Genomic DNA, 18,271 nt, shown 5'->3' with positions numbered 1-18,271 from the left:
AAGCATTATGCAAGCGACTGGTGTTGTTCGTAAAACGGATACACTTGGAAGAATCGTTATTCCAAAAGAAGTAAGAAAAAACTTTAACATTAACGAAAATGATGGTCTTGAAATATTTGTTGAGAATGATATGATAATTCTCCAAAAGTACAAGCCTCAAAAGGAATGTGTAATGACTGGAGAAATTAGTGACCAAAACTATACTTTCGCTAACGGTAAAGTCACTCTAAGCCGTGAGGGCGTAGACCTATTATTAAAAGAATTGCAACAAATAGTAAATGAGTAAAAGAAATAGCCGTGCTATTTCTTTTTTTGTTGGTTAAAAAACCTAATCGCAAGTATAAACGATTAGGCTCTTAACTATTTATAATAATTTCACAAAAAATGTACGCGTTCTCGGCCCATCCCATTCACAAAAATAAATACCTTGCCATGTACCTAAAAGTAGGCGACCATTCTCGATAATGACATGTTGAGAAGCACCAACTGTACTTGCTTTCATATGTGCTGCTGTATTTCCTTCCATGTGATGGTCTAGTTCATGATGCCAAGGATACATTTCATCAAATCGGCGAATCATATCTCTTTTCACGTCTGGATCCGCATTTTCGTTTATTGTAATTCCTCCTGTTGTATGCGGACAATAGACAATTACCGCTCCATCTGTTAAACCGTGCTCTGTAACATACTGCTGGATAGTATCTGTCACCTCTATCATTTGATCACGTTTCTTTGTATGGACAGTGATTTTTTTCAGCATAACATTCTTTCCTTTCTACTTTGCTATTATTTCCTTTAATACATCTATATTTAATTTTACAATAGGCTCATCTTCCTTAAGACGCTCTCCAATTTGTTGTACAAGTTCTTTCGTTTTATTATCCGCTACCTCCAAATTCACTTTTTTATGAAAGACGGTATATAGCACATAATCTCTAAACTTTATAAACATCGGAATTTTTTCAAGCCATTCTTCCGATAGCGAATTTTCTTCTACATAACCGATTAAAAAATGAGAAAGCATCTCTTGTCCAAATTCGGACCTCTCCTCTAACGTTTCATTTCGATGGGCAAACCAAACTGAGTAGTAAAGCGGGATGGCAATATCACTAATATAGTGAAAATACATGCTATCATCAAAATCAAACACATGAATTTCTCCTTCATGATAGAAAAAATTTCCCGGATGAATATCTGAATGAATAAGGCCAAACACATCTTCTGTTTCCGGTAATTGTTGTAATTCTTTTACTAACTCATTACCACCTTGTATAATATCGCGATCCTCTTCCTTCAAATAGAGGTGAAACTGTAACAAGTCATCTTCATCCCAACGAGGCCTTTCTCTCTTCTCTTCCTTATACAACTTAGTCAATTTATGCATTTTACCAGTCACTTTTCCCCACTCTTTAAAAAGTGCTGACCCAAACCTATTATCATTTCCTCTTATAATTTCACCTGGTGCCTTATTAAAAAGACACACATAAAAAGAGGAACCATTAACAGTTACTTCTTCCACCAATTCACCCATAATAGATAGGTGAACGAGAGAAACGTTTACTCCATGATCATGAAGGTAATTGATCCATTGAACTTCCGCTTCGATCTCTTTTTTTGTACGATGTGAATCATGTGTTAATCTTAGAATATAAGGTTTTCCTTCTTTATGTACTTCATAAACATAGTTTTCAAAGTCTCCTAATTTTTTGGACTGTATCGTACTAGCATTATATTTTTGCGCCGCTTCTTCCAATAGTTCCATACTGAATAACTTTTCAATCCATTCTTCCATATAGCCCACCTCACTGTAGATTTGTAACGAATATATTCTATTCTTCACTCTCTAATCCTGCTTTTAAGGAATGTAAAATGAAAGTTATTTGACTACAACAGTATGTTTAATGACGTAAAAAAGCCTGTCCAATAAGAGAACAGGTTTTTAGTCTTTATAAACTTCTAGCACATGGTACTTTGTTGTGTAATCAGAATCCACGAATGGAATGACATAAACATCATCTCGCTCTAGGACAGTGTATATCTCACCTTTTTTTAACCCGTACGAGTTAGACGAAAAATCTCTTTCTGGAAACTCAGAATCCCAATATTTCACTACGCCGATTTCTTCTTTTAACGTATAGTCACCTTCTGTAGCTGACCCGGAAACAAAATATATTTGATCATGAAATTTTACAAGCTCCATATGCTCATCATCATTATATGTGTTGACAATCATGTTAACTAATATCCCACTCATAATTAACATAATTGCACCGACACCTAGTAATACGATTTTTTTATTCACGTTTACACCTTCTTTCAATTACACTACTCATTATATCAAACAAGGATGAAAATGCATTTAAAAATTAAAACGCTAAAACAAAATGTTTTAGCGCTTTCATCCTATTTCACACTTAATCTTCCAAGAGCTTCTTCCCTTAATTTATATTTTTGAATCTTCCCAGAGGCTGTCATCGGGTACTTTACCGTAAATTCTATGAAACGAGGAATTTTATGACGAGATATTTTCCCTCTACAAAATTCTTTTAATTCTTCATGTGTAGCTGTTTGACCTTCTTTCAATATAATCCAAGCCATTACTTCTTCTCCATACTTCTCGTCTGGTACACCAATTACTTGCACATCTAATACTTTCGGATGTTGGTAGAGGAATTCTTCTATTTCGCGAGGATAAATATTTTCCCCTCCACGAATTATCATATCTTTTAATCTTCCCGTTATTTTGCAATATCCACTTTCATCCATTACAGCCAAGTCACCAGTATGGAGCCACCCATCTTCATCAATTGCCTCACGTGTTGCTTCTGGATTGTTGTAATAACCTTTCATTACATGATAACCTCTCGTACATAGTTCACCTTGAACCCCAATTGGTACTTCTTTATTTGTACCTGGCTCCACTATCTTTACTTCAACATTAGGAAGTGCTTTTCCTACTGATGATACCCTTAACTCTATTGGATCATCGGTTCTCGTTTGTGTAATAACTGGTGATGATTCTGTTTGACCATATGCTATTGTAATTTCATCGGCCCCCATTTTCTCCACTACAGCCTTCATCACTTCAATTGGACAGTTGGAGCCTGCCATTATTCCTGTTCGTAACGTTGATAGATCGAACGATTCGAAGTTTTCCAAGTTTAATTCGGCAATAAACATTGTCGGAACTCCATGGAGTGCGGTACATCTTTCATCTTGAACAGTTTGCAGTACCTTTTCTGGATGAAACTCTACTAACGGTACAATGGTTGCCCCTACGTTAACACATGCTAATACACCTAGCACACAACCAAAACAATGGAAAAATGGAACTGGGATACACATTCTATCCTCATACGTTAGCTTCATACAATTTGCAATGTTGAGTCCATTATTTACAATGTTGGAGTGTGTAAGCATGACCCCTTTCGGAAAGCCAGTCGTCCCAGAAGTATACTGCATATTTATTACATCGTCATAATGCAACGAGTTCATACGAAACTGTAGTTGCTCCTCCGTTATTTCCTTCCCTTTTTCTATCACATCTTGCCAATTAAATGTACCTTCATATTTCTTTTCACTCAGCACAATTACGTTTTTTAACTTAGGTAGCCTTTTACTAACCAATTTACCTGGCTCACTGCTTTTTAATTCCGGCACGAGGCTATACAACGTATCAATATAAGAGTGGTCACGAAATTGCTCAATTAAAATAATCGTCGAAGAATCCGATTGCTTTAACAAATATTCTAATTCGGCTTCACGATAATTTGTATTAACCGTTACTAATACAGCCCCCATTTTACCTGTCGCAAATTGCGTAACAAGCCATTCTGGTGTATTCGTTGCCCAAATTGCTACATTTTCTCCTTTTTCAATACCTAAAGCCATAAACCCTCGTGCCGCTTGCCTACAAACTTCATTAAATTGTTCATATGTATATCTCAGACCTCTATCCGCATAAACAACTGCTTCTCGCTTTCCTTGCCGCTTTGCAACATTTTCTAACAGTTCCCCTACCGTTACCTTCAATAAATTAGCCATTCCGTTATCCCCCTTTTAAAAAACGAAAAGTGCATGCGGTAAACATGATGGATACTTTGAACGATGAACGCATGTCAGATAATTAATATTTTAACAGAATATTTAAAATTATTAAATCGTTTTAACTGGCGCAAGAATTAGCTCATACTCCAAATACGTTCTATAGCTACATCTGTTCCTAAAAAAGTTATTTTAAATACATCTGGATTTGTTAACGATTGCCACTCTTTAAAACCAAAAGTGGGCTCGTAATTCTTTAATATTAACGACATTAAATTTCCGTGTGTTGCGACAACTGATACTTTACTATCACTTCGGACTATTTCGTTTATGACAGAACTCCCTCGTTCCATTGCTTGGAAACTAGACTCTCCACCTGGAAATGTTAGGTCTAGCCTTTTAAAAGATTCTTCTAGCATATGTAACCAATTAGGGTGATCATGTTCACTCAATACTCTTTCCCCTAGCCGTTCGTCTTTAACAAGCTGAAGTTGTAGCATGTCGGCTAACGGTTGAACAGATTGAAAAGCCCTTGAAAATGGACTAGTAATAATGGTATCAATCTGTTTATTCGATAAAAATTCAGCTAACACCTTCGCTTGTTCTATCCCTTCCACTGTTAATTGCGCATCAAACTTCTGTCCATCTGCTTTACAATGTCTTACGAGATAAATTATTTTTACCATTTTTCCACGTTCCTCTCATCTCCTAAATGTTAGATTACAGAAAGTAAAAAAAGGCTTATTATAAGCCTTGCTGATCCTACATATCCACTATAACTTCATTATTCTGCACACTACTAACTGACAGTGAGTTCCTACTATTTAAATAACTATTTATACATCCTTCATACTCTAGCTGAAAGTAAGGGGCCAAGCGAAGGTCATTTGGTGTTAGTAGAGTAAGAGGTTTTGGGAAATGTATGTTGTCACACTCTGACAAAACACGCCCCACAAACTGAGAACAACAAAAAGCGTAATCTCTACTAAATTGTATATTAAGCATTATTGCGAACAAACCTATAAAATTATATTTATACTTTTGCTTCTCTCTTTCTATCATTCCAATATAATTTTTCATATTTATTAATTGCTCTTTCGTTACTTCACAACTATAAATAGCACAGGTAGCACCTGAAAATATCGGTGAACTCGTATTCTCTTTAACAAACCCTCCAATAAAAGGGTTCCTTGGCTGTTTCCGACCAAAACTATATAATTCTACTAGTTCTTTATCAAAAGCAATCGAAGCATGATTATAAGGTGTTCCCGTATATAACTTAATCATTTTTGTCAGTACAGTTCCTGTATCAGAAAGTACTAAATATATTTTTTCCCCCATGGACTCGCTCTCCCTAACGAATGCAATTCCCTCTGCACTCACGTCTTTATCATATTTTAGAAAAAACTTCTAAAAAGGTTAACGTACTCGAGAAATATTTCTTATAGAACTTAAGACGTATTTGGAGAACTTTAAGTTTCAAAAATATTAATAAATTTTAGAGTTTTTTGGTGAAAAATAGAAAAAGGGCAGAACTATAATCCGCCACTTTCTATCAGAGCTAGTCTCCCTTCCCTCTTATGCACTTTTTTCCCTTGTACCCACACTTCACGAATATTTTCTGGACGGGCGTGATACAGCATTTTTTGAAAGATATCTAACAACTCTTCATGATCATCGTAAATTGGTAATTTGGCAGACGGGACCTTTGTATCAATAATTTGAATGTCCCAAGTATACTTTTCTTGAATACGACCGATAGGTAAACTTAAACTTTCTCCTCCTCCAGCCGTTGCGAAAAAAAATGCTTCGTTAACTGTAATACTGGAACCTTTTACTCCTCTTATATCAGCTGGTAAAGTTGTATTTACCCCGTCTTCGAGCATTCTTGAAGAAATAACAGCCTGCTTAATATTATCATATAGACTTGGTGAAAACCCTCCCGAAATATCTGTACCTAACCCAATTTCAACACCTTTTGCATGAAGACGGGCTACCGGCAGAACACTATTAGCAAAATAAGCATTAGATATGGGACAATGGCAAACCGCTGTTCCAGTTTCTATAAAAAGCTCCACATCGGATTCATCTAAAAAGTTGCAATGGGCCATTACTGATTTTTCTCGTAATAAGCCAAAACCATCAAGTGCGAAGGCATCATTCTTTTGAAATCTTGTTTTTACAAACTGGTGTTCCCAATCACTTTCACTACAGTGGGACTGCACATGTGTATCATATTTAGCAGCTAATTTACCTAATCCCTCTAACGCTTCATCTGTACAACTCGGAATAAAGCGCGGGGTAACGACTGGGTAAACACCTTGTTTCGTTGACTCGGCTAATTCTTTTACAGCTAAAATAAATTGTTCCGTTTCTTCAAGGGCAGTAGCAGTATTTGTGTCACGATAGTATTCTGGATTTTGTTCCACATCATCCATTACTACTTTCCCCACAAGTCCTCTTTGACCTTTTTCCGCACAAATTTCAGCTAGTAATAAACTCGATTCTTTATGCACAGTCGCAAAATAAAGAGCAGTCGTTGTACCATTTGCGAGCAACGTACTAACTAAGTCGTTATATACCTCTTTCGCAAAATTCATGTCCGAAAACTTTGATTCTATTGGGAAGGTATACGTATTCAACCAATCGTAAAGAGGGATATCTAATGCCGTACCTGCTTGCGCCCATTGTGGAGCATGTACATGTAAATCAACAAATCCAGGTAATATATATTGACCTCTCTCTAAACGGTGAAAATTGTTCGTTCCACCGTACTGGTTTAAAATGATATCGTACTCTTCCTCTTCTGGCGCAACGATTTTTTCAATCATTCCGTCCTCGTTAATGCAAAAAAGATGATCTTTTATTACTTGTATTTCTTTTGAAGATTTACTTGTAAATGCAGTACCTTGAAAGATAACCGAATATCTCATTTATATTTCACCCTATTGTACGTTTTTTATTTAATTAAAATAAATTATAGTAGAGAAAATACGTTAAGTCTATATAAAATACGAATTTTAAGGTGAAAGCGGATATAAATGAAGCAACCATAAAAAACCTCTACTTCTAATTGAAGTAGAGGTCAAAAAATAATTATTCAACTGTTACAGACTTCGCAAGGTTACGCGGCTTATCAACGTCACAGTCTCTGTGAAGTGCTGCATAGTAAGCAATTAATTGTAACGGAATAACTGAAACTAATGGTGTTAACAATTCGTGTACTTGTGGAACAACGAATGTATCTTCTTCAGTATCTAACCCTTTCATTGAAATGATACAAGGGTTTGCACCACGTGCTACTACTTCTTTTACGTTACCGCGAATGCTTAAGTCTACATGCTCTTGTGTAGAGATTGCGATAACTGGTGTCCCGTTTTCAATTAGAGCAATTGTTCCGTGTTTTAATTCTCCTCCAGCGAATCCTTCCGCTTGGATGTAAGAGATTTCTTTTAATTTTAAAGCTCCTTCTAAACCAACATAGTAATCCATCGTACGTCCGATAAAGAAGCAGTTTCTCGTTGTTGATAAGAAGTCACGTGCAATTGATTCGATTTCTTCTTTTGTATCACATAGTACTTCCATTGCAGCAGCAACAATTCCTAGTTCTTTTACTAAATCAAATTCTAAAGAATATCCTTTCGATTCTGCTAGCACAGATGCAAAGATAGCTAATACTGCAATTTGAGCTGTATATGCTTTTGTTGAAGCAACCGCAATTTCAGGACCAGCATGCAATAACAATGTGTAATCTGCTTCACGGGAAAGAGTCGACCCAGGTACATTTGTAACCGTTAATGTTGGGTATCCAAGCTCCTTCACCTGAACTAATACTGCACGACTATCTGCTGTTTCACCACTTTGAGAGATGAAAATAAATAACGGTTTCGCAGATAGGATTGGCATATTGTAGTTAAATTCACTCGCAACATGTACTTCTACTGGAACCTTTGCTAATTTTTCAATCATTTGGCTTCCTACAAGACCCGCATGATAGCTCGTTCCTGCCGCTACGATGTAAATACGATCTGCATCATTTACAGCATTTAAAATGTCTGAATCAATTGTTAATATTCCATTATCGTTTTGATACTTTTGAATAATTTTACGAACAACTAATGGTTGCTCATCGATCTCTTTTAACATGTAATGTGGGTATGTGCCTTTTTCAATATCACTTGCGTCTAACTCAGCTGTATAAGGAGAGCGTTCTACAATTTCACCTGTTAACTTTTTAATAGTTACAGATTCACGCTTCACAATAACAATTTCTTTATCCATAAGCTCTACATATTGATCCGTTACTTGGATCATCGCCATCGCATCACTAGCGACAACATTAAATCCGTCTTTACCGATACCAACTAGTAATGGGCTTTTGTTTTTACCAACAAAAATAGTTTCATCATTTTCGTTATCGATTAAAGCAATTGCGTAAGATCCTTTTAAAATAGATAACGTATGGCTAAATGCCTCTTCTACAGAACGACCTTCGTTAACAAACTTTTCAATAAGCTGTACTACTATTTCTGTATCTGTATCACTAATAAAGTTAACATCTTGTAAATATTCTCTTTTTAAGATGGCATAGTTCTCAATAACACCATTGTGTACTAATGTAAAGCGGCCAGATGTACTTCTGTGTGGGTGAGCATTCACCTTGCTAGGCACACCATGAGTTGCCCAGCGTGTGTGACCGATTCCAACAGTAGCTTTTACACTATCGTCTACAATGGTACGCAAATCCGCAATGCGTCCTTTTTCTTTAAACACATGCACACCTTCATTATTAATAACAGCAATTCCAGCTGAGTCATAACCACGATATTCTAATTTTTCTAAGCCTTTTAGTAAAATTTCTTTCGTATCTTGAGTTCCAATATATCCTACAATTCCGCACATAAGTTAGTTTCCTCCCAAAAAGTAAGGGACTAAACTACACCTAATAAGGGGCAGATTTAGCCCCCACATTTATATTTAATATTGTTTCAATCATGTTTTAATCTTTGTACATAAAGTTGCCTCTATGGTTTTAATTAAAACGTTACAGTTGTGACTGAACAACCGGAAGGTATCCGCCGAACTTTCGATAAACCTTCTCCTCGTCAACTAAACTCTTTTCCGCTCACAGTTTAGTTCAGGCGCTTTTCTATTTTCCCCCACTATGCTCCTTTCTATCTTCGAATAAAGACAATATTTATCTTACACATGATTAGGATAATCGTCAATCAAAATCATTAGTATTCCCCTAGAATTGAAGTAAGATACTTATAAAAAAGATATGCAGTACTAGCATTTTTCGTGCTAGTATACATATCTTTTGTTAGGAATAGTAGCGTTATTCTGTTCCCATTTCTGCTTTTACTACTTCCACTATTTTGTTCACATATTGTTCGCAAAGTTCCTCAGTTGGAGCTTCTGCCATTACACGAACTAAAGGCTCTGTACCTGATGGACGTACTAACACTCTTCCGTTTCCATCCATAGCTGCTTCTACTTCGTCAATTACCGATTTCACACGATTATTATCTGTAACATGATGTTTATCTGTTACTTTTACGTTCACTAGTAATTGCGGAAACTTTGTCATTTCGGCTGCTAACTCTGAAAGGCTTTTCTTCGTTGCTTTCATTATATTAACAAGCTGTAACCCGGTTAACATTCCGTCACCAGTCGTGTTGTAATCGAGGAAAATAATATGACCTGACTGTTCTCCACCAAGTTGATAGTTTCCTTTTTTCATTTCTTCCACTACGTATCGGTCCCCAACTGCTGTTTGCTTCGTACCAATTTCAATAGCTTCTAATCCTTTATAGAAACCTAAATTACTCATTACAGTAGAAACGACCGTATTATGACGAAGGCGTCCTTGTTCACTTAAATATTTTGCACATATAAACATTATTTGGTCACCATCGACGATTTGACCTTTTTCATCAACTGCTATTAGGCGGTCTCCATCTCCATCAAATGCTAATCCAACGTCAGCCCCCTTTTCAACAACTAGTTTTGCCAACTCTTCAGGGTGAGTTGAACCTACACCATCATTAATATTTAAACCGTTTGGTGAAGTTCCCATCGTAGAAATATCTGCCTCTAAATCTGCAAATAAGTGCGTTGCTAATGATGAGGTTGCACCATGTGCACAATCTAGAGCTACATGTAGACCAGAAAAATCTTCATCCACTGTTTGTTTTAAAAATTGCAGATACTTTTGTCCACCTTCAAAATAATCGTTTACCTGCCCTAAATCAGAACCTACTGGACGAGGAAGTTTGTCTACTTCTTGATCAAGCAACGCTTCTATTTCTGTTTCCTGTTCATCTGACAATTTAAAACCATCTGGTCCAAAAAATTTAATACCGTTATCTTGGACTGGATTATGGGAGGCTGAGATCATTACACCTGCTTGAGCACCTAATGCTTTTGTTAAATATGCTACACCAGGAGTCGATAGAACACCAAGACGCATTACTTCTGCTCCTGTTGACAATAGACCAGCTACTAACGCTCCTTCTAACATATGTCCAGAAATTCGCGTATCACGGCCTATTAATACTTTAGGACGGCTTTCATCTTTCGTAAGTACGTATCCACCAAAACGACCTAATTTAAATGCAAGTTCTGGTGTTAATTCTGAGTTTGCAATTCCACGAACACCATCCGTACCAAAATATTTTCCCATTCTTTTATTCGCTCCTTTTTATTCCTTTTCCGTTAAATTTACCTTTATAGTAGATTGGGGTACTTCCCACGTTACATTTTGAGGTCCATTTACTTCAAGGGACACTTCATGTTCTCCTACTCCTAAGTCGGTAACATTTATATATAATTCCATATCATTGCTACGTAAGTCGGCTAATACAGTCGGTGACCCTAATACCGTTAAATCTAGCCTTCCGGTCTCTGGATCTAAAAAATTTAATTCTAAGTTATCGGATAGTCCAACTGACCGGATTGATAAGTTCGGAAAAGTTTTTTCTTCTTCTCTTTCCACTTCTACTCGAATCGAAACTGTCTCTGGTACCACTCGTCTAACACCTTCTGGTACAGGTACCTTTACTTCTATCTCTGTTGTTTCCGTTATTTCTGACAAATCAATACTGATATTATCAAGAAACTCTATTTTGTCAATAACATTCTTCGGTCCATAAATTGTAATTTCTTTCGTAAGTGGTTCTATATTCGTAATACTTAAATCATCTTCAAGCGTCCCTTTACGGCTCACTCGGAATGGTACATTTTTGTAAGGACTAGTTATCGGAACACTTACATCAACAACAGGTGGTTCTACTTCGACATTCAACACGTTACCATCACGATCATAGACGGTCACGGTCGATTCTGCTTCAAGGGACTCATTAATACCATCTAAATCAACCCTTGCCTTTACGAGTGCAATTCTATCTATCAACTCTTTAGCACCTGTAACTTTTACAACGTTTGGTTTAACTATCGGTTGTTCTGGCTGATATCCCTCTTCAATCTTATTCCGATTTATAAAGTCCACTTCAACTGGGAAATCTCTCGTTACCTTTTCATGTATTGTTATATTTGCAACTGCAGGCTCAATTATAACATCGAGTTTGTCAGATACATTTTGGTAAAGTATTTGCACTTCATGTGTTCCAATTTGTAAATCTGTTAAGTTAACAAACACTTCTATCTCTCGCTGCACAGCTGCAGGTTTTACAATAGAAGTAGGGCCTTCCATCGTGACAACAACCGTTTGTGGTATTCCTGAAACAACTAAGTTCTCCCGGTCATAATAAGCACTAACCGAAACATCTGTAATCGTTTCTGTATCACGATTTGAAAGAGGCGGAAAAGCAGTTGTTTCTGCTTGATTAGCTGTATTATCAATATTCGTAGACAAGTACAATGTTAGTGCTAATAATAGAGCAATGATTTTCATTGCCCAACGGTTATCAAATAGTTTATCCACTCTTCTTCCCCCTCCATTGCCAACGTGTTGAAGAAGCAGATTTGTTTTTTGCTTGCATTTCTTTTTCTAACAACTCTTGAAATGCTTCTGGCTCTAAATCACGGTGTAATTCACCGTTTTTTGTAAGGGAAATACTTCCTGTTTCCTCTGAAACAACAATTGTAATGCTATCTGTTACTTCACTTATACCTAATGCAGCACGGTGTCTTGTACCTAACTCTTTTGATATAAATGGACTTTCTGATAATGGCAAATAACAAGCAGCGGCAGCAACTTGATTTTTTTGCAATATTACCGCTCCATCATGCAACGGAGTATTTGGTATAAAAATATTGATTAATAATTCGGACGAAGTTTTCGCATTTAGCGGTATACCAGTTTCTATGTAATCACTTAATCCTGTTTCTCTTTCAATACAAATAAGCGCTCCAATACGACGTTTTGCCATGTATTGAACAGACTTCGTGATGGCTTCTATCGTTTTTATTTGTTCTTCATCCTCTGGTACGTTACTTCGTGAGAATAGCCGTCCACGACCTAAATGTTCTAACGCACGACGTAACTCTGGTTGAAAAATGATGATAATCGCTAAAAATCCCCAAGTTAGTGCTAGGTCCATTAAATATTGTAATGTTTTTAAACCAAGTAAGTAACTAAAAACTCTTACTAAAACGATAACAATAATTCCTTTTAACAACTGAACCGCTTTAGTTCCCCTAACAATGGTAATTAGTTTATATACAACAAACCATACTAATAAAATATCTATAATACTGGCTAAATAGCTCAAGATTGGATAGTCTCCAATGGGTAGTCCAAAAGGCATTCTCACACTTCCTCATCTGTACAAGAATATGTACGAAAACGTATCATTCGTATTATAACATATATAATAGATATTTTACTCAAACAAACAAGCTTAGAAAATATATTCTAAGCTTGTTTTTATTATTCTTTCACAACTGCAATTGCTTTAGTAAAAATTGTTTTGATTTGATACCAGATCCAATCAAATATTTCATTAATTTCTTTTATTTCCCCTGTTACATTGCCGGCAGAAGCTAAATAATTTTCCCCGTCCAATACAGACCCATTAATGACGGTAACATTGCCATTTACTTCTCCTTCAATTCGGATATTACCATTTCTCACTATTACATCACCTTGTACGATTTCCCCTTCTGGTACGATGACTATTTCATTTTCTACAATGAGGTTAGGCTGTTTTGAAAAAGAGAATTCATTGTTGCCTTGATAACTTCCAAACAGGCTCCCAGTCATTAATATAATAAAAATGGATGCAGCTACTAATAATGGATGCGCTCGGAACCAGCGGTTAACACTTATCGTTTTCTTTTCTTTCGGTAATGCCGCCATCACTTTGTTTGTAAAATCCTCACTCAGAGTAACATGTGAAGTACTTTGGACTAAAGCAATTGCCTTTTCTAACTCATGAAAGTGCTGATAACATCCTGTACACTCCTGTAAATGAGATTTCAATAGTTTTTCTTTTTCCTCTTCTAAATCCCCATCTAAATAATTATGAATATCTGTGACGATGGAATCAGGACACTTCTTCATTAATAACACCTCCGATACTATACATGGCGCAATTGCTTTCGTAGAGCCTCTCGCCCTCTATGAATTCTAGTTTTTACTGTGTTAATTGGTAACTCTAATATTTCACTAATCTCTTTTAGTGACAGTTCGTCGATGTACTTTAAAACAATTACTGAACGATACTTGTCTGGTAATTTTAATATTTGTTGTTGAATTTCCCCTTGTAGTTCCAAGGTCTCAATTTCATCCTCTGGCAGTACAACATCTGCAGCAACCTGAGAGTACATATTTAAACCTTCTGTACCAGCTACCTCCGCATCTAAATAATAGTCCGGTTTCTTTTTTCTAATTCTATCGATGCACAGATTTGTAGCAATTCGATAAAGCCAAGTAGAAAACTTCCGCTTCAGATCATAACTATGAATGTTAACATAAGCACGTATGAATGCTTCTTGAGATATATCTTCTGCTTCATGTGCATTACCAACCATCCGATAACATAGCTGATATATTTTGTCTTTGTAAAAATCGACAATATCTGCAAATGCATCTTGGTCTCCCTTTTTTAACTGTTTTATTCTTCTTTTTATTAAGTCTTCCATACCCTACCTCCGCTTGTTGCGGTCGTCTATATTATACGGCCTATATTCAAAAAGGTTTCAAATATTTCTTTCTAACTATTATTTTAACAAAAACAATAATACATTTGTTAAAAATAAGGAAATATTGAGAAATATTATCAATTATCTTGAAGTGAGAGTTTTTAGATTAGTTTATTTAATACACTCCTTCTCTAGGATGTAATAATGTGATTCTTCCTATAAAAAAGAAAAGCCAGCTGTTTATAAGCTGAGCTTTCTTTTCTAATGTTGTAGCATATAAATCTTGTCTTTGTCACCTTTTGTTTTTATAATAGTTTTTCACCAAATAATGATCCCATTAATGCAACAGCCACTTCAGCCGTTTTATTTCGTTCATCTAAAATAGGGTTAACTTCCACAAATTCAGCAGAAGTTATTAGTTTTGATTCCTCTAACATTTCCATAGCAAGATGGCTTTCTCGGTATGAAATTCCACCATTAACAGGTGTACCTACACCTGGAGCATCATGAGGATCTAACCCATCTAAATCTAATGATAAATGGACTCCATCCGTTCTTTCTTTTAAATAATGAATTGCTTCATCCATTACAGCAGTCATACCTAATCGGTCAATTTCATGCATTGTATATACTTTGATTCCTTTTTCTTTAATTAACTTTCTCTCACCTTCATCTAATGATCTAGCACCGATAATGACAATATTTTCAGGTTTAATTTTTGGGGCATAGCCACCAATAGAAGTTAATGATTGGTCACCTAATCCAAGGCTAACCGCCAATGACATTCCGTGAATATTACCAGAAGGAGATGTTTCTGCCGTATTTAAATCCCCGTGGGCATCATACCAGATAACTCCTAAGTTATTAAAGTGTTTAGCAACACCTGCAATGGATCCAATAGCAATGCTATGATCTCCTCCAAATATTAACGGAAACTTCCCTTCTCTAAATACCCCATCTACTTTAGAGGCTAATAATACATTAGCATCTGCCACAGCTTTTAAATTCTTTAAATTATTTTCAGAGTTAGCGTTTCTATCTGCACTACCAATTTCTATATCACCAAGATCTTCAATTTCTAAATTTAAATTTTCTAAGCGTTCTACTACACCAGCGTATCGAATAGCACTGGGTCCCATGTCAACGCCTCTTCTCATTTGACCTAGGTCCATTGGAACACCAATGATCGCGATAGACTTTTTCACCGTAATTCCTCCTTCTACTCTCTTACCCTCTACTACATTGTATCTGTTAAGCTGAGGTTGGCTCAACTCGACAAAATAATGAATATATATACACAAGACTTCTCATTTTCTTTACATGTACTAATAACGTTATGAAAATATAAAGAAGCGCTAGATATAATTCTAGCGCTTTTATATTTTTATGTACGTATTTAAGATAGTTGGTGGAGCCTAGCGGGATCGAACCGCTGACCTCCTGCGTGCAAGGCAGGCGCTCTCCCAGCTGAGCTAAGGCCCCAAAAAAAGTAGTTAAGAGGAATAGTTCTTCGAAAAGAATCAACTACCTCTGAACTACTTCCGTTAAATATCTATGTGCCATGAAGGACTCGAACCTTCGACCCTCTGATTAAAAGTCAGATGCTCTACCGACTGAGCTAATGGCACTTGGCTGGGCTAGCTGGATTCGAACCAACGCATGACGGAGTCAAAGTCCGTTGCCTTACCGCTTGGCTATAGCCCAATGTGAGTTGTATGTTATATCCAATTATGTACTATTTATCCTTCCTTAATTAAGGGGAATTATACATAGCAGATAAATTAAATGGTGGAGGGGGACGGATTCGAACCGCCGAACCCAAGGGAGCGGATTTACAGTCCGCCGCGTTTAGCCACTTCGCTACCCCTCCATATGTGAGTTGGTAATGGTGGAGGATGACGGGATCGAACCGCCGACCCCCTGCTTGTAAGGCAGGTGCTCTCCCAGCTGAGCTAATCCTCCGAATATAAAAAATGGTGACCCGTACGGGATTCGAACCCGTGTTACCGCCGTGAAAGGGCGGTGTCTTAACCGCTTGACCAACGGGCCATACTGTTTTCGTAAGCTTCCAACCGGGCTCGAACCGGTGACCTCTTCCTTACCATGGAAGTGCTCTACCTAACTGAGCTATGGAAGCATGGCTCCACCAGTAGGATTCGAACCTACGACCCTTCGGTTAACAGCCGAATGCTCTACCGCTGAGCTATGGTGGAACAATGTTAGCCTGGCAACGTCCTACTCTCGCAGGGGGACAGCCCCCAACTACCATCGGCGCTGAAGAGCTTAACTTCCGTGTTCGGTATGGGAACGGGTGTGACCTCTTCGCCTTCATCACCAGACATATTTAGTTGAAAGAATTATTCTTTCAAAACTAGATAATATATTTTCATCAAGATCATTCATATCGTTCATTTAAATTGGTTAAGTCCTCGATCGATTAGTATTCGTCAGCTACACGTGTCGCCACGCTTCCACCTCGAACCTATCAACCTGATCATCTTTCAGGGATCTTACTAGCTTGCGCTAAAGGAAATCTCATCTTGAGGGGGGCTTCATGCTTAGATGCTTTCAGCACTTATCCCGTCCGCACGTAGCTACCCAGCTATGCCTTTGGCAAGACAACTGGTACACCAGCGGTGCGTCCATCCCGGTCCTCTCGTACTAAGGACAGCTCCTCTCAAATTTCCTACGCCCACGACGGATAGGGACCGAACTGTCTCACGACGTTCTGAACCCAGCTCGCGTACCGCTTTAATGGGCGAACAGCCCAACCCTTGGGACCGACTACAGCCCCAGGATGCGATGAGCCGACATCGAGGTGCCAAACCTCCCCGTCGATGTGGACTCTTGGGGGAGATAAGCCTGTTATCCCCGGGGTAGCTTTTATCCGTTGAGCGATGGCCCTTCCATGCGGAACCACCGGATCACTAAGCCCGACTTTCGTCCCTGCTCGACTTGTAGGTCTCGCAGTCAAGCTCCCTTGTGCCTTTACACTCTACGAATGATTTCCAACCATTCTGAGGGAACCTTTGGGCGCCTCCGTTACTCTTTAGGAGGCGACCGCCCCAGTCAAACTGCCCACCTGACACTGTCTCCCGAGCCGATAAGGCTCGCGGGTTAGAATTTCAATACAGCCAGGGTAGTATCCCACCGACGCCTCCACCGAAGCTAGCGCTCCGGCTTCTCAGGCTCCTACCTATCCTGTACAAGCTGTACCAAAATTCAATATCAGGCTACAGTAAAGCTCCACGGGGTCTTTCCGTCCTGTCGCGGGTAACCTGCATCTTCACAGGTACTATAATTTCACCGAGTCTCTGGTTGAGACAGTGCCCAGATCGTTACGCCTTTCGTGCGGGTCGGAACTTACCCGACAAGGAATTTCGCTACCTTAGGACCGTTATAGTTACGGCCGCCGTTTACTGGGGCTTCGGTTCAAAGCTTCGCGCCGAGGCGCTAACCTTTCCCCTTAACCTTCCAGCACCGGGCAGGCGTCAGCCCCTATACTTCGCCTTACGGCTTCGCAGAGACCTGTGTTTTTGCTAAACAGTCGCCTGGGCCTATTCACTGCGGCTCTCTCGGGCTTTAACACCCTAACAGAGCACCCCTTCTCCCGAAGTTACGGGGTCATTTTGCCGAGTTCCTTAACCAGAGTTCTCTCGCTCACCTTAGGATTCTCTCCTCGCCTACCTGTGTCGGTTTGCGGTACGGGCACCATATTCCTCGCTAGAAGCTTTTCTTGGCAGTGTGGAATCAGGAACTTCGGTACTATATTTCCCTCGCCATCACAGCTCAGCCTTTAGGATAAGCGGATTTGCCTACTTATCCAGCCTAACTGCTTGGACGCGCATATCCAACAGCGCGCTTACCCTATCCTCCTGCGTCCCTCCATCGCTCAAACGGAATGAGGTGGTACAGGAATATCAACCTGTTATCCATCGCCTACGCCTTTCGGCCTCGGCTTAGGTCCCGACTAACCCTGAGCGGACGAGCCTTCCTCAGGAAACCTTAGGCATTCGGTGGAAGGGATTCTCACCCTTCTTTCGCTACTCATACCGGCATTCTCACTTCTAAGCGCTCCACCAGTCCTTACGGTCTAGCTTCAACGCCCTTAGAACGCTCT

Annotated in this window: 15 protein-coding genes, 8 tRNA genes and 2 rRNA genes (1 of these 25 running past the window's edge); 1 reads left to right on the top strand and 24 read right to left on the bottom strand. The window is 38.5% G+C overall.

Annotation, left to right across the window (positions count from 1 at the left end):
- Positions 1 to 7 precede the first annotated feature (7 nt).
- Entirely contained in the window at positions 8 to 286 is a 279-nt protein-coding gene (locus tag BC6307_RS24045) for an AbrB/MazE/SpoVT family DNA-binding domain-containing protein (protein WP_066419784.1), read from the top strand.
- Between the two features lie 78 nt (positions 287 to 364).
- Here the strand turns inward: BC6307_RS24045 and BC6307_RS24040 are convergent, their stop codons facing one another.
- The 24 genes from BC6307_RS24040 to BC6307_RS23925 form a co-directional block, all read right to left on the bottom strand.
- A complete protein-coding gene (locus tag BC6307_RS24040; protein ID WP_066419783.1) occupies positions 365 to 760 on the bottom strand; it encodes a secondary thiamine-phosphate synthase enzyme YjbQ in 396 nt (131 codons plus the stop codon).
- A 15-nt stretch (positions 761 to 775) separates the two neighbouring features.
- Positions 776 to 1,792, bottom strand: a complete 1,017-nt coding sequence (locus BC6307_RS24035) for a phosphotransferase enzyme family protein (RefSeq protein ID WP_066419782.1) — start codon at positions 1,790 to 1,792, stop codon at positions 776 to 778.
- Between the two features lie 147 nt (positions 1,793 to 1,939).
- Positions 1,940 to 2,302: a hypothetical protein gene (locus BC6307_RS24030; protein WP_066419781.1), complete on the bottom strand. Its 363-nt coding sequence runs from the start codon at positions 2,300 to 2,302 to the stop codon at positions 1,940 to 1,942.
- Between the two features lie 101 nt (positions 2,303 to 2,403).
- Entirely contained in the window at positions 2,404 to 4,044 is a 1,641-nt protein-coding gene (locus tag BC6307_RS24025) for an AMP-binding protein (RefSeq protein WP_066419779.1), read from the bottom strand.
- A gap of 137 nt (positions 4,045 to 4,181) precedes the next feature.
- Entirely contained in the window at positions 4,182 to 4,730 is a 549-nt protein-coding gene (locus BC6307_RS24020; RefSeq protein ID WP_066419778.1) for a histidine phosphatase family protein, read from the bottom strand.
- A gap of 76 nt (positions 4,731 to 4,806) precedes the next feature.
- Positions 4,807 to 5,385, bottom strand: a complete 579-nt coding sequence (locus BC6307_RS24015; RefSeq protein ID WP_066419777.1) for a hypothetical protein — start codon at positions 5,383 to 5,385, stop codon at positions 4,807 to 4,809.
- Between the two features lie 194 nt (positions 5,386 to 5,579).
- Positions 5,580 to 6,977, bottom strand: a complete 1,398-nt coding sequence (gene guaD / locus BC6307_RS24010; protein ID WP_066419776.1) for a guanine deaminase — start codon at positions 6,975 to 6,977, stop codon at positions 5,580 to 5,582.
- 163 nt (positions 6,978 to 7,140) lie between these two features.
- Positions 7,141 to 8,946, bottom strand: a complete 1,806-nt coding sequence (glmS, locus tag BC6307_RS24005; protein ID WP_066419775.1) for a glutamine--fructose-6-phosphate transaminase (isomerizing) — start codon at positions 8,944 to 8,946, stop codon at positions 7,141 to 7,143.
- Positions 8,947 to 9,382: 436 nt separating this feature from the next.
- A complete protein-coding gene (glmM, locus tag BC6307_RS24000; RefSeq protein ID WP_066419772.1) occupies positions 9,383 to 10,729 on the bottom strand; it encodes a phosphoglucosamine mutase in 1,347 nt (448 codons plus the stop codon).
- Between the two features lie 18 nt (positions 10,730 to 10,747).
- Entirely contained in the window at positions 10,748 to 11,989 is a 1,242-nt protein-coding gene (locus tag BC6307_RS23995; RefSeq protein ID WP_066419770.1) for a CdaR family protein, read from the bottom strand.
- Positions 11,982 to 12,815 (bottom strand): diadenylate cyclase CdaA, encoded by an 834-nt coding sequence (gene cdaA, locus BC6307_RS23990; RefSeq protein ID WP_066419768.1) that lies wholly within the window; start codon positions 12,813 to 12,815, stop codon positions 11,982 to 11,984. The genes BC6307_RS23995 and cdaA overlap by 8 nt, the downstream gene beginning before the upstream one ends.
- A 122-nt stretch (positions 12,816 to 12,937) precedes the next feature.
- Complete coding sequence (locus tag BC6307_RS23985; protein WP_066419767.1) at positions 12,938 to 13,570, bottom strand: anti-sigma factor family protein; 633 nt, start codon at positions 13,568 to 13,570, stop codon at positions 12,938 to 12,940.
- Positions 13,571 to 13,587: 17 nt separating this feature from the next.
- The gene (sigW, locus tag BC6307_RS23980) at positions 13,588 to 14,151 is read right to left on the bottom strand and encodes an RNA polymerase sigma factor SigW (protein WP_066419765.1); all 564 of its coding nucleotides are present in this window, start codon (positions 14,149 to 14,151) and stop codon (positions 13,588 to 13,590) included.
- Positions 14,152 to 14,456: 305 nt separating this feature from the next.
- Positions 14,457 to 15,356, bottom strand: coding sequence for an arginase (gene rocF, locus BC6307_RS23975; protein WP_084380643.1), 900 nt, complete (start codon positions 15,354 to 15,356; stop codon positions 14,457 to 14,459).
- A 201-nt stretch (positions 15,357 to 15,557) separates the two neighbouring features.
- Positions 15,558 to 15,633: transfer RNA gene (locus BC6307_RS23970), tRNA-Ala, on the bottom strand.
- A 73-nt stretch (positions 15,634 to 15,706) separates the two neighbouring features.
- A tRNA-Lys gene (locus tag BC6307_RS23965) sits at positions 15,707 to 15,779 on the bottom strand.
- Between the two features lies 1 nt (position 15,780).
- A tRNA-Gln gene (locus BC6307_RS23960) sits at positions 15,781 to 15,855 on the bottom strand.
- Positions 15,856 to 15,937: 82 nt separating this feature from the next.
- Positions 15,938 to 16,021 (bottom strand) — tRNA-Tyr (locus BC6307_RS23955).
- A 16-nt stretch (positions 16,022 to 16,037) separates the two neighbouring features.
- A tRNA-Val gene (locus tag BC6307_RS23950) sits at positions 16,038 to 16,113 on the bottom strand.
- A 12-nt stretch (positions 16,114 to 16,125) separates the two neighbouring features.
- Positions 16,126 to 16,200, bottom strand: a tRNA-Glu gene (locus BC6307_RS23945).
- Positions 16,201 to 16,214: 14 nt separating this feature from the next.
- Positions 16,215 to 16,288 (bottom strand) — tRNA-Thr (locus BC6307_RS23940).
- Between the two features lies 1 nt (position 16,289).
- Positions 16,290 to 16,364, bottom strand: a tRNA-Asn gene (locus tag BC6307_RS23935).
- Positions 16,365 to 16,373: 9 nt separating this feature from the next.
- Positions 16,374 to 16,490: ribosomal RNA gene (gene rrf, locus BC6307_RS23930) — 5S ribosomal RNA — on the bottom strand.
- A 78-nt stretch (positions 16,491 to 16,568) separates the two neighbouring features.
- Positions 16,569 to 18,271 (bottom strand): 23S ribosomal RNA (locus BC6307_RS23925) (it continues 1,232 nt past the right edge of the window).

This window comes from Sutcliffiella cohnii, assembly GCF_002250055.1.
Lineage (GTDB): Bacteria > Bacillota > Bacilli > Bacillales > Bacillaceae_I > Sutcliffiella > Sutcliffiella cohnii.
The sequence above is the reverse complement of the archived record's forward strand: the minus strand, read 5'-3'. Positions and strand labels throughout refer to the sequence as shown.

Coding starts and splice junctions, on each gene's coding strand:
- BC6307_RS24045 (WP_066419784.1), top strand. CDS start 8: ATGCAAGCGACTGGTGTTGTTCGTAAAACGGATACACTTGGAAGAATC.
- BC6307_RS24040 (WP_066419783.1), bottom strand. CDS start 760: ATGCTGAAAAAAATCACTGTCCATACAAAGAAACGTGATCAAATGATA.
- BC6307_RS24035 (WP_066419782.1), bottom strand. CDS start 1,792: ATGGAAGAATGGATTGAAAAGTTATTCAGTATGGAACTATTGGAAGAA.
- BC6307_RS24025 (WP_066419779.1), bottom strand. CDS start 4,044: ATGGCTAATTTATTGAAGGTAACGGTAGGGGAACTGTTAGAAAATGTT.
- BC6307_RS24020 (WP_066419778.1), bottom strand. CDS start 4,730: ATGGTAAAAATAATTTATCTCGTAAGACATTGTAAAGCAGATGGACAG.
- BC6307_RS24015 (WP_066419777.1), bottom strand. CDS start 5,385: ATGGGGGAAAAAATATATTTAGTACTTTCTGATACAGGAACTGTACTG.
- guaD (WP_066419776.1), bottom strand. CDS start 6,977: ATGAGATATTCGGTTATCTTTCAAGGTACTGCATTTACAAGTAAATCT.
- glmS (WP_066419775.1), bottom strand. CDS start 8,946: ATGTGCGGAATTGTAGGATATATTGGAACTCAAGATACGAAAGAAATT.
- glmM (WP_066419772.1), bottom strand. CDS start 10,729: ATGGGAAAATATTTTGGTACGGATGGTGTTCGTGGAATTGCAAACTCA.
- cdaA (WP_066419768.1), bottom strand. CDS start 12,815: ATGCCTTTTGGACTACCCATTGGAGACTATCCAATCTTGAGCTATTTA.
- BC6307_RS23985 (WP_066419767.1), bottom strand. CDS start 13,570: ATGAAGAAGTGTCCTGATTCCATCGTCACAGATATTCATAATTATTTA.
- sigW (WP_066419765.1), bottom strand. CDS start 14,151: ATGGAAGACTTAATAAAAAGAAGAATAAAACAGTTAAAAAAGGGAGAC.